The organism is Mycobacterium sp. (assembly GCF_046095365.1).
GTDB lineage: Bacteria > Actinomycetota > Actinomycetes > Mycobacteriales > Mycobacteriaceae > Mycobacterium.
In genome coordinates this window covers 1-11,331 of the sequence record NZ_JBJTJF010000200.1, presented here as the reverse complement: position 1 = coordinate 11,331, position 11,331 = coordinate 1, and the positions used below count along the sequence as shown (strand labels likewise).

General features: G+C 68.9%; 8 protein-coding genes and 1 pseudogene. 4 read left to right on the top strand and 5 right to left on the bottom strand.

Features of this window, described 5'->3' with window-relative positions; translation table 11 throughout:
* The 3 genes and pseudogenes from ACKOQ4_RS15295 to ACKOQ4_RS15285 form a co-directional block, all read right to left on the bottom strand.
* A pseudogene (locus ACKOQ4_RS15295) lies at nucleotides 1-276 on the bottom strand (hypothetical protein); the annotation flags it as partial.
* Nucleotides 277-292: 16 nt separating this feature from the next.
* Nucleotides 293-2,074: an acyl-CoA dehydrogenase family protein gene (locus ACKOQ4_RS15290; protein ID WP_526293327.1), complete on the bottom strand. Its 1,782-nt coding sequence runs from the start codon at nucleotides 2,072-2,074 to the stop codon at nucleotides 293-295.
* A 49-nt stretch (nucleotides 2,075-2,123) separates the two neighbouring features.
* On the bottom strand, nucleotides 2,124-3,008 hold the full coding sequence (locus ACKOQ4_RS15285) for an SDR family NAD(P)-dependent oxidoreductase (protein WP_526293325.1): 885 nt from the start codon (nucleotides 3,006-3,008) through the stop codon (nucleotides 2,124-2,126).
* A 40-nt stretch (nucleotides 3,009-3,048) separates the two neighbouring features.
* Here ACKOQ4_RS15285 and ACKOQ4_RS15280 point away from each other — a divergent pair, with 40 nt between their 5' ends.
* Nucleotides 3,049-4,113, top strand: coding sequence for an SAM-dependent methyltransferase (locus ACKOQ4_RS15280; protein ID WP_526293323.1), 1,065 nt, complete (start codon nucleotides 3,049-3,051; stop codon nucleotides 4,111-4,113).
* On the top strand, nucleotides 4,110-5,624 hold the full coding sequence (locus tag ACKOQ4_RS15275) for an alpha/beta fold hydrolase (protein ID WP_526293321.1): 1,515 nt from the start codon (nucleotides 4,110-4,112) through the stop codon (nucleotides 5,622-5,624). Before ACKOQ4_RS15280 ends, ACKOQ4_RS15275 begins: the two co-directional genes overlap by 4 nt.
* Here the strand turns inward: ACKOQ4_RS15275 and ACKOQ4_RS15270 are convergent.
* Nucleotides 5,570-6,502, bottom strand: coding sequence for a hypothetical protein (locus tag ACKOQ4_RS15270; protein ID WP_526293319.1), 933 nt, complete (start codon nucleotides 6,500-6,502; stop codon nucleotides 5,570-5,572). The genes ACKOQ4_RS15275 and ACKOQ4_RS15270 overlap by 55 nt on opposite strands.
* Before the next feature lie 73 nt (nucleotides 6,503-6,575).
* Here ACKOQ4_RS15270 and ACKOQ4_RS15265 point away from each other — a divergent pair, with 73 nt between their 5' ends.
* Nucleotides 6,576-8,237: an NERD domain-containing protein gene (locus ACKOQ4_RS15265; protein ID WP_526293317.1), complete on the top strand. Its 1,662-nt coding sequence runs from the start codon at nucleotides 6,576-6,578 to the stop codon at nucleotides 8,235-8,237.
* 31 nt (nucleotides 8,238-8,268) lie between these two features.
* Here the strand turns inward: ACKOQ4_RS15265 and ACKOQ4_RS15260 are convergent, their stop codons facing one another.
* Nucleotides 8,269-9,603, bottom strand: a complete 1,335-nt coding sequence (locus ACKOQ4_RS15260) for a DEAD/DEAH box helicase (protein ID WP_526293315.1) — start codon at nucleotides 9,601-9,603, stop codon at nucleotides 8,269-8,271.
* A 426-nt stretch (nucleotides 9,604-10,029) separates the two neighbouring features.
* Between ACKOQ4_RS15260 and ACKOQ4_RS15255 the strand changes: the two genes are divergently transcribed.
* Nucleotides 10,030-11,331, top strand: a 1,302-nt coding sequence (locus tag ACKOQ4_RS15255; RefSeq protein WP_526293313.1) for a L,D-transpeptidase, incomplete at its 3' end; no start/stop codon positions are given.

Genomic DNA, 11,331 nt, shown 5'->3' with positions numbered 1-11,331 from the left:
GAACTGGGTGCCGCCCAGTCCGACCGGGGGCCACGGCGGCGGGAACGTCGGCACCGGTTCACCCCGCGCCGGCGGGGGAAGCCACGGCGGGTAGCACCTCGGCGAGCACTGCCCGCCCAGCCCGCACGGAGGCCACTGCTGCGGCGGGAGGAACGGCTGCGACGGCGGTGCCGGCTGCGGCGTCGGATCGGCGGTAGGTTCGGCCTGCGCCGGCCCGGTGACGACGGCCGCGCCCAGCGCCGCGGCGAACAGCAACCGGGCCGCCGATCGGCTCATCCCTCGACCGAATCCCTCAGGGCTTCATCTCGTAGACGCCGCTGTAGCTCAGCACCTCCGAGACGAACGCCCCCTCGGCGTAGGCGTCGATCCGCGGCTTGCGCACCATGGCCATCGCCGCCGCGCTCTGCGCCGCGCTGGCCGAGGCCTGGCTGTGCAGGTTCACCGCCTGGTCGGCCATGTCGCGGATGAACACCGCGAACATCCGATCCAGGTGGGCCTCGGTCAGGTCGGACAGGTCGCTCACCGAGCCCGGCCGGGTCTGGCCCTCGTCGAGGGCAAGTCCGGCGGACTCCAGGATCAGGTGCGCGTAGACGATCTGGGTGAACAACTGGCCCAGCGTCTGCAGGTAGTCGAGGTCCTTCTGCTGTGCCTCGGTCGGCGGCGCGGTCAGCACGAGGTGGGTGAACGCGTCGATCTGCTCGCGGAACAGCGCGATGTTGGGCAGATGGGCGAAACGGTCGAAGACCGGGCGCCAGTCGGCGAACCCGATCGAGCCCAGACCCTTGGCCGGGCCCTGGTGGAACAGGTAGGCGTCGTCGCCGCCGTCCTGGCGCACCGGGGTGGGCGGGTACTCCTGTGCCGCTCCGTGCGCCGCGCCGAGGTAACGCGGCATGAACTTGAGGACCAGCGCGATGTTGACCGCGACCGTGCCCTCCAGCTTGGGCAGCGCGCGGATGTCGGCGGCCGCCCGGCTGAAGTAGGTGTCGCGCTCGAAGCCGCGGGCGGCGATCACGTCCCACAGCAGGTCCACGACGCGTTCGCCCTCGCTGGTCACCTTCGCCTTGGTGATCGGGTTGAACAGCAGGAAGCGGCGGTCTTCGTCACTGGCGCAGCGGAAGTAGTCCGTCGAGCGGGCGGCGAAGATCTTCATCGCGACCAGCCGCGCGTAGGCGTCGGCCAGCATCCGCCGCACATGCGGGAAGTCGGTGACCCGGCTGCCGTAGAGGACTCGGTTGTTGGCATGGGTCACCGCCTCGTAGAAGGCGTGCTCGCAGATTCCGATGCTCGCCCAGCCGAGGTTGACCTTGCCGACGTTGACGGTCGCCAGAGCAGCGTCGAAGGCCGCCTTGCCGACGTGCAGGATGTCGGCCGGCGCCACCGGGTAGTCGTGCAGGTTGAACGCCGCGACGTACATCTGGCCGGCGACGACGTTCTTGATCAGCTCGTAGTTCGGGTGGGTGGGGTCGACGAGGAAGAACACGTGCTCGCCGGGATGCTCGGGGTCGTCGTCGGCGAACTTGCCGTACACGCTGAGCCGGCCGGCGGCGTTGCCGTTGCCGATGTACCACTTGCCGCCGCTGGCGGAGTAGCCGTCGGCGGTGCGGGTCAGGATCATGTCCGAGGAGTAGATGTCGGCCCCGTGCTCGCGTTCGGACAGCCCGAACCCGAAGATGTGACCCTCGTCGAGCAGGCCGGCCACCAGCCCTCGGGCGCCGTCGTTGGCGCTGAGCCAGACCGGGCCAAGACCGAGAACCGAGACCTGCCAGGCATACCAGTGCGCCAGCGAGTAGAAGCCGAGGATCTCGTTGAGTTCGTTGATGCGGGCCAGATCCCAGCGGGCCTTCTCGTCACCGACCAGTGCGCCGACCTCGGCCGGTGTGGCGAAGGTCGCGAAGATCTTCTTGTCCGCAATCAGTTTGACGAAGTCGGCGTACCACTCGCCGGAGTAGTACTCCTCCTTGTTGCGGGCCAGGCCCTTGGTCTCGAAGAAGTCCACCAGCGCCATAAGCTGCTGCTGGGTGCCCGCGTCGAAGGAGGACGGGGAGTAAGTGGCGGGATTGAAGAGCAAAGACATGCCGGCGAGCCTAACCTGTGGCGGCCGCATCGCCGGAATCCTGTGGCCGCTAGACCGCCAGCGTCGTGCCGGTCTCCCGTTCGGCGAAGGCCACGAGGGCCGCCGCCGCGGTGTAATCGCAGGCCGGCGCCGAACGGCCGATCAGCACCGGGTCGCCCCGGAGGCCGAACCTGCCGGTGACGCCGACGTAACTGCCGGGCGGGACCGGTTCGCTGATGCAGTACAGCGTCGGCGCCGCTCCCTGGTCGATGTCGTTGGCCACCCGGTCGGCAAGGAACTTCACCGTCCGGTGGGCTGCCGACATCAGCGGGGAATCCGAGACATGCGACAGGTTCGACGCAACCCAGCCGGGGTGGGTGAGGTGCGCGACGATGCCTGATCGCGCCGCGCGCAGACGGCGGTCAAGTTCCAGGCCCCACAACATCCCGGCCAACTTGGACCGCGCGTAAGCGCCCATCGGGGTCCACCGGTGGCGGCGCAGGTGCATGTCGTCAAGCCGCAGCGTCGCCGACCTGTGCGCCTCCGAGCCGACGATGATGATCTGCGAACCGATCTGAGGCAGTAGCAGGTTCGTCAACGCGAACGGTCCAAGGAAGTTGGTGCCGAGGGTCATCTCGAAGCCGTCGACCGTCTCGGTGCGACGCGCGGCCACTGCTCCGGCGTTGTTGATCAGGATGTCTATGTCGCCGTCGACCCGGAAGGCGCGGACCGAGTCCAGGTCGGCGAGATCCAGCTTCACCACAGATGTCGCCCCGCCGATCTCGGCCGCGCGCTGCCGGCCGAGTTCGGTGTTGCGCACGGCCAGGACCACCTGCGCCCCGGCTTTGGCCAACGCGGAGGCCGTAGCCAACCCGACGCCGTTGGTCGCCCCGGTCACGACCGCGCGTTTGCCGGTCAGGTTGCCGAGCCGACTCACAGACCACGGGACCGTCACGGCGCCAGCGTACGGTCCGCTCCGTGTTTGGATATCGGGTGTGGAACGTCTCTTCAACGCCATCCTCGCCCTGAAAGAACGCGGCCTGCTGCCCGACGCGGTCATGCGCCGCCTGGTCCGGCTCATGTGCGCCCAGTGGGTGAAGACCTTCGAGTGCGGCGGCGACCTGGACAAACAGGCCCAGTACAAGCAGAGGTACTTCGCGAAACTGCGTGCCAGCGCCGGGGCCACCCATCAGGACGACGCGAACATCCAGCACTACGAGGTGCCGACCGGTTTCTTCGACATCATGCTGGGGCCCTACAGGAAGTATTCGTGCTGCCTGTTCCCACAGACCACGACCGGCCTCGCCGACGCCGAGGTCGCGATGCTGCGCACCTTCCTGGAGGAACGCTTGCAACTCGGCGAACTGGTCAAGCAGCGCGGGCCGCTGCGCGTGCTCGACCTCGGCTGCGGCTGGGGCTCGCACGGCAGTTACATCCTGGACAACTACGACGACGTCGACGTCACCTTCCTGTCCAACAGCGCCACGCAGCAGGCGTACATCAAGGAGCGCAACGCCGGCCACGCCGGCCGGTTCGCCAACGTCAAGGCCGACGCCAGCACCTTCGACCCACCGGAGTTCCGCGGGGCGTTCGACGTCATCGTGTCCTGCGAGATGCTCGAGCACATGAAGAACTACGACATGGTGCTGAGCAAGGTCAGTTCCTGGTTGCGGCCCGACGGCCGAATGATGGTGCAGATCCTGGGGAATCGGCGGTTCGCCTACGACTTCAACACCACCGACTGGATGGGCAAGTACTTCTTCGCCGGCGGCACCATGCCCAGCCGGGACCTGCTCGAGCACTTCCTGCCGCCCGACCTCAGGCAAACCCGGGTCTGGGACGTCGACGGGCGCGAGTACACCAAGACCCTCGACGCCTGGCTGGAACGCCTCGACGCCAACTCCAAGGCCTGCACGCGGGCCCTGGAGGGCGGTCCGACGCCGGCGCCGATCGCGCTGCAGCGCTGGCGGATGTTTCTGCTGTTCTGCTCGGAGGTCTTCGCGTACCGGGACGGCAACGAGTGGATGGTCTTTCACTACCTGTTCGAGAAAACCCCTTGATCCACTCGGGCTGGATCCACTCGGGCTGGATCAGAGCGGCGGCGATCGCGTCGAGTTGTTTTCTCCTCGCGGCCTGCTCGGCCCCCTCCCAGTCGCCGCCTGTTACCGCGACGGCGGGCCCGCTGGTCTGGCAGCCCTGCGGTGAGCTGCCCGGGCAGACCAGGGAATGCGCCACCCTGAAGGTTCCGCTGGACTACGCCGACCCCGCCGGGCCCGCCATCGCCCTCGCGCTGGCGCGGATTCCGGCGCGCGGGCCCGGTCCGCGGCTGGGCACGATCCTGGTCGATCCCGGCGGCCCCGGAATCTCCGGAGTCGACGAGATCCTCACCCTGCCCCGTCAACTCAGCGATGCGGTCGAGGCCCGCTACGACGTCGTCGGCTGGGACCGCCGGGCGGTCGGCAAGAGCAGTCCGTTGTGGTGCCGCACCGCCGGTGAGATGGGCGCCTACGCCCGCGCCCTGGCAAGCGCCCAGTGGTCGGCCTCGGCAGGATCGCCCGAGGTGGCGGGCTGGGCTGAGCAGGCCCGCGCCTTCAGCGACGGCTGCGCCTCCGGCAACCCCGACCTGATCGGTCATATCGGCACCCGCGACTCGGCCCGCGACATGGAGTCGATCCGGGTCGCCCTCGGCGAGCAGGCGATGAATTACGTCGGCTGGTCGCACGGCACGAAACTGGCCGCCCTCTACATCGATGCCTACCCCCAGCGCGTCGGCCGCATGGTGCTCGACAGCGCCATCGACCCGTCGTTGTCGATCGCCGAGTACAACCGCGGTCAGTCGCGGGCGCTGGAAGCCCAGCTGATGCGGTTCGTCGATTACTGCACCGCCGCCGGTGACTGCCCGCTGCCGGCCGGCCACGCCGCCGCCACCGCGGCCCTCAAGGCCTATCTGCTGTCGTTGCCCGCGCAGACCGGCGATCCCAGGACACCGACCCGGGCCGACGCCATGGCGGCGCTGAGCGAAGCGATGTACGTTCCCCCGGACTCATTCCCGGAACTGCTTCGTGGTCTGCGCGATGCTCTGGCCGGCGACGGGGCCGGGCTGATCGGACTCGGCGGACTGCGCGAGAACGAGAACTCCGCCGATCCGTCGAACAAACTGCAGGCTCTCTACGCGATCAACTGCTACGACTCAACGCCGACTCCCGACGTCGCCGGCACCGCGGCGCTGGCCGTCCAGTGGGACGCCGACACCCCGATCTTCGGGTCGGCCAACGCGTGGGGGGGCCTGCGCTGCAACGATTTTCCTGCTCACGACCCCATCGGGCCGAAAAAGGTACGCGGCGAGGGCGCGGCGCCGGTCGTGATCGTCGGTGCCCGCGACGATGGTGCCACACCCTTGATATGGTCGGAAGCCCTTGCCGGACAGCTGGTCTCGGCACGCTTGGTGATCGCCGACACCGACGTGCACTCAGTCTACCCGGACCACAACCGCTGCGTCACCGATATCGTCGACGCCTACCTGCTGGACGGGGACGCGCCGCCGCCGTCATCGGACTGCCCGGCCGACTGAGAAGAACCGCCCGCGGTGACCAGGAACATCCAGACCAGGGTCGCCAATCCGGTGGCGACCGCCTGGATGCTGACGACAAACGAGATGTACTCGTGCCAGACCGCGGCCACGCCGCAGCGCGGATCGAAGTCCGCTTTGACCAGCATCGTGAATGCGAGTACGACTGCGGTGGTCATCATCAGCACGGTGAAGACCGGCGCCACCCTCTTGCCGGAATCGTCTTCCGCCGCGGTGTTGCGGACGTAGTTCAGCTCGACTGCGATGGCGAGCAGCAGGACCGAGAGGATGTTGGTCATGTCGGAGAAGAACGACGACGAAACCTCCCCGGCGCACCCCCCCTCGGTGTTGATCACCGGATACCAAAGCGCCGAGGCGATCTGGACGACGAAGGCCCCGATGGACAGCGGGATGATCCAGCCCCGCGACCCCCGGTTCTCAGCGAGCGCCGAGACGAGGAGCATGGTCATCGCGACGACGAACACCGCGGAGGCGGCGATGCTGAGCCACACCGTCTCGACGTCGCCCAGACCGGCGCGGTGCTCGGAGGTGACGATCAGCGCCAGGTGGCCGAGGATGACCAGAGCGGCGCCCACCGCCCACCAACCGCGCACCAGCTGGCCGATGAAGGACGACAGACCGATCCGCTCCGCGCTGATCCGCCACTTGATCGCGGCCGAGGTGAGCACGAGCAGGACGTCCAGCGCCAGAACCAGCCACTGGCGGCTGGTCGCTGCGAGTTCGGAATGCCCGGTGATGTCGAGCAGGAACTCGACGATGTCGTCACTGAAGGTGAAGCCGACCAGCAGCAGGAAAACCGCTGACAATGCCGGAAGGTCGGAGGGCAGATTGCCCACCCGCCGACCGGCTGACTCCTCCACGACAGCACAATAACGTCAGCGACGGGGGTGGAACCGGCATTGACGGCGACGGCGCTGTGATAGATCAACAACGATGCCCGTCATACTGCCCGACGACCCGCGCCTGGCCACCGCGACCGAACGCCAGGTTTTCCATGCCCTCGTCGGCCAACTCGGTGAGGGCGATGTGATCATCGCCGGCCAGCGGGTCACCGACCACCAGAAGGACCACGAGATCGACTTCGTGGTCGCCGTCGAGGGCGCCGGCATCGTCTGCGTCGAAGTGAAGGGCGGCGAGGTCTGGCACGACGGGAAGGACTGGCTGCAGAGCCAGCACGACGGCAGGGTCAAAGTCATCGACCCGGTGCGTCAGGTCCGCCAGGCCAGGTACGCGCTGCGTTCGTTCATCGAGAAGGACCCCCGCTGGACCAGGGGCCGAGTCAGGTGGAACCACGTCGTGGTGTTCCCCAAAAGCTCGGTGTCACAGGAGTTCGCGCTGCCGGACTGCCCGCGCTGGATGGTGATCGACCGGGACGAGATCTCCGGTCTGGGCGCCAGGCTGCGCGACATCGCCCTCAACCAGAAGACGCATCTGCCGCTGCTCGCCGACACTGCCGTCGAGCAGTTGCAGACCGCGCTGGGCGGGCGGGGTCTGCCCCAGCGCGACGTCGTCGCCCGGGCGCTGGCCAACGAGGACGCGGCCGACATCCTCAATGAACAACAGGCCGTCATCCTGGGCGCCGTCAGGCTGCTGCCCCGGGTTGAGATCCGGGGCGGGGCCGGCAGCGGCAAGACGTTCATGGCCGTCGAGCAGGCCCGCCGGCTGGCCGCCGAGGGCCGGCGGGTGGCGCTGATCTGCTACTCCCACGGCCTGGCCTCCTACCTCAAGCGGGTCACGTCCGGCTGGGCGCGCCGCCAGCAGCCGGCCTACGTGGGGGAGTTCCACAGCCTGGGCATCGGGTGGGGCGCTCCGGCGGCTCCCGACGAGAACGAGCGAACCAAGGAGACCTCGCAGTTCTTCGAACACGACCTACCCGCCGCCATGCTCGACCTCGCCGGCGGCCTGCCGGACGGAAAACGCTTCGACGACATCGTGATTGACGAGGCGCAGGACTTCGCCGACAGTTGGTGGGAGCCGGTGCTGGCGGCCCTGCGCGACCCGGAGGCCGGTGGGCTCTACGTGTTCATCGACGAGGGTCAGCGGGTGTTCGACCGGCAGGGCACCCCGCCGGTTCCGCTGGTGCCGCTGATCCTCGACCAGAACATCCGCAACACCCGCCAGATCGCCAACACCTTCCAGCCCCTCGTCGACCATCCGATGCGGCTGCTCGGCGGTGAGGGGCCCGAGGTGCGGTTCGTGTCGTGCAAGACCGACGAGGCACTCGACGTCGGTGACGACCAGATCGAGGCCCTGCTCGACCAGGGCTGGCGTCCCGAGGACGTCGCCCTGCTGACCACCGGCAGCCGCCACCCCGAGCAGGTCGCCCGGCAGGCCGCGGGCACCGCCGCCTACTGGGACAGCTTCTGGGACGCCGAGCAGGTGTTCTACGGACACGTGCTGGGATTCAAGGGCCTGGAACGCCGGGCCATCGTGCTGGTGGTCAACGACCGGTATGCGTTGCAGCGGGCTCCCGAACGGCTCTACGTCGGGCTGTCGAGGGCGCGCGACCAACTGGTGGTGTGCGGCGATCCCGACACCATCGCGAAGTCCGGCGGCCCGGACCTGGCGCGACGGCTCGGAATCGGCCCGCCCTGAGTTGTCCGTCTCCCGGCCTACGTCTCCCGGCCTACGAGTGGTTCTTCGGGGCCTGCGGACTTGACCCGTGGGGCGACCTGGTCGGCTGACGGCCGGCCGGCTGCGGGCGGCGGGCCCGGCGGCGACGGCCCCCGGGCGCGCCGGGGCGGCGGAGGTCCGGTTGTGCCGCAGCCGGTTTGGCGGCCGCGGGACCGCGCGGCGGTGCGATCTCGCCGACCAGTTCCAGGACCGGCGGGGAGTCCGCGGCGACCAGTTGCGGGGTCGCCGTGATGCCCGCCTTGCGCAGGAGCGCCTGGGTGTCCTTGCGCTGTTCGGGCAGCACCACGGTGACGACGTCGCCGGTGCGACCGGCCCGCGCGGTGCGACCCGAACGGTGCAGATAGGCCTTGTGCTCGGCCGGCGGGTCGATGTGCACCACCAGCTCGACGTCGTCGACGTGGACGCCGCGCGCGGCGATGTCGGTGGCCACCAGCACCCGGGCACTGCCGTCGGTGAAGGCCGCCAGGTTGCGGTCCCGCGCCGGCTGGGACAGGTTTCCGTGCAGGTCCACCGAGGGGATGCCGGATTCGGTCAGCTGGCGGGCAAGCTTGCGGGCCTGATGTTTGGTGCGCATGAACAGGATTCGCCGGCCGCTGCCGGAGGCCAGCGTGTGCACCAGTTTCTTCTTGGCCTCGGCGCCCTCGACGTGGAAGACGTGGTGGGTCATGGCGGCGACCGGGGAGTTCCGGCTGTCCACCGAGTGCGACACCTCCTCGTTGAGGAAGCGCTTGACCAGGATGTCCACCCCGTTGTCCAGCGTCGCCGAGAACAACAGGCGCTGCCCGCCGCGCGGCGTGGCTGCCAGGATCCGGGTGACACCGGGCAGGAATCCGAGGTCGGCCATGTGGTCGGCCTCGTCGATGACGGTGATCTGCACCGCCTCGAGACTGACCAGTTTCTGGCGCATCAGGTCCTCGAGCCGGCCGGGGCAGGCCACGACGATGTCGACGCCGCCCTGCAGCGCCTTGACCTGGCGGGCCTGGGGCACGCCGCCGAAGATCGTGCTGACCCGAAGGCCGTAGGCGGCGGCCAGGGGCGCCAGCGTCGCGGTGATCTGGGTGGCCAGTTCCCGGGTCGGTGCCAGCACCAGGCCGGCCGGCCGGTTCGGGCGCCGGGCGTGGTCGGCCAGTCGCGCCACCAGTGGGATGGCGAAGGCCAGAGTCTTGCCGCTGCCGGTCTTGCCGCGGCCGAGGACGTCACGGCCGGCCAGGGTGTCCGGCAGGGTCGCGGTCTGGATCGGGAACGGTTGGGTGCGCCCGGCCGCGGTCAGTGCGCGCACCAGTGGTGCGGGCACGCCGAGGTCGGCGAATGTCGTGTCGGTGGTCATGGTCGGTGTGCCTTTCCGGCATCTGGTGCGCTGCGCTCCGGTGGCGTGTGGCCGTCGGGCGAAATCAGCACTTGGGTGGGCGAGACTGCCCGGCGGGCAATATCGAATCGCCGCGAGAAGGGGGGTGCGCTGCCTGGCAGCGGACGTCAGGCCCGGCGCTCCGGCCCGAGGTTCCGGGGGGCGGCGGATGACGAATCCCACGACGTACCGGCTGCAGCGGACTGTAACCGGAGTTATCCCCAGTCTAACAGCACGTGTACTGCCGCCGGAAGGCCGGCACCGGGTGCGCCAGGTCACGAGACTTTTGCCGAACCGTTGCCGGGCCGGTGGCGGTCATCGGTTCGAACCGCCGTCGGGCTGTGACTATGATTCGGAAGCGTCAACGGTGACGGCTGCCCCCTGGACGACTGCCCTGGAGTGATTTCGGTGACCCTTTCGCATCGCGCACGGACGACAAGTCTGGTCGTCGTGGCGATGCTGTGCGGTGCGCTGGCGGGCGACGTCGCCGGCCTGCCCGGTTGTCACGACGGCTGCAAGACCGCCACCGCCACCGCGGCGGCGCCGGTCACCCCGACTCCGGCGAGGCCGCCGGTGATGGGGTTGTCGCCCTTCGACGGCGCCGAGGACGTCAACCCGCTGACCAAGCCGGTCGTCGACGTCCTCGACGGCAAGATCACCAGCGCCACCCTGAGCGACGACTGGGGCAATGTGGTGCAGGGCCTGATCGGGGACAACGGCACGACCTGGTCCCCGACCGAGCGGCTGAACTTCGCCAGGACCTACACGCTGTCGGTCAACAGCAAGAGCCCGGCGGGGGTGCCGCTGTCGCGGACCAGCACCTTCAGCACCGTGGTGCCCTACAACTACATCCGCCCCTACATCGAGGTGCAGGGCGGCTTCGCTCCCAATCCGGACGTCCGCTACGGCGTCGGCACCGTCGTCATCGCGCACTTCGACGAGGCGGTCACCGACAAGGTGCTCGCCGAGAAGCACATGTTCGTCAAGACCGACCCGCCGGTGCAGGGCTCCTGGAACTGGATCAGCGACTCCGTCGCGCACTGGCGCCCCGAGCACTACTACGCCCCGGGCACCCGGATCGACGTGGACCTCAACGTGTTCGGCCTGAAGCTCGGCGAGGGTCTGTACGGGCAGACCGACGCCCACGCGACCATCAACATCGGCGCCGCGCACCTGGCCGTCGCCAATGACATCACCAAACAGGTCAGCGTCTTCGACAACGGACGGCTGGTGCGCACCATGCCCACCTCGATGGGGCGCGGCGGAACCTCATTGATCGCGGGCAAGACGTTCTCCTGGTGGACGCCGTCGGGCACCTACAGCGTGCTCGACAAAGGTGAGGTCGTCACGATGAACTCGCTGACCTACGGAATCCCGCTCGGCACCGCCGACAGCTACAACCGCAAGATCGGCTGGGCCACCCGGATCAGCACGGACGGCATCTACCTGCACGAGCTCAACGACACCATCTGGGCGCAGGGCAACACCAACCTCTCGCACGGCTGCCTGAACCTCAGCGGCGAGAACGCCAAGTGGTTCTTCGACTTCGTCCAGCCCGGCGACCCGGTGGAGATCCGCTATACCGGCGGTCCGCCGCTGACGATCGCGCAGGGCGGGGACTGGTCGGTGCCCTGGAAGGACTGGGTCAAGGGCAGCGCGCTGTCGCCCAAGCCCGCGCCTCCGCCACCGCCGGCGCCCGCCGCGGTCACC

Excerpts from the sequence above, each read along its gene's own strand:
- ACKOQ4_RS15290 (WP_526293327.1), bottom strand. The coding sequence starts at position 2,074 with ATGTCTTTGCTCTTCAATCCCGCCACTTACTCCCCGTCCTCCTTCGAC.
- ACKOQ4_RS15265 (WP_526293317.1), top strand. The coding sequence starts at position 6,576 with ATGCCCGTCATACTGCCCGACGACCCGCGCCTGGCCACCGCGACCGAA.
- ACKOQ4_RS15260 (WP_526293315.1), bottom strand. The coding sequence starts at position 9,603 with ATGACCACCGACACGACATTCGCCGACCTCGGCGTGCCCGCACCACTG.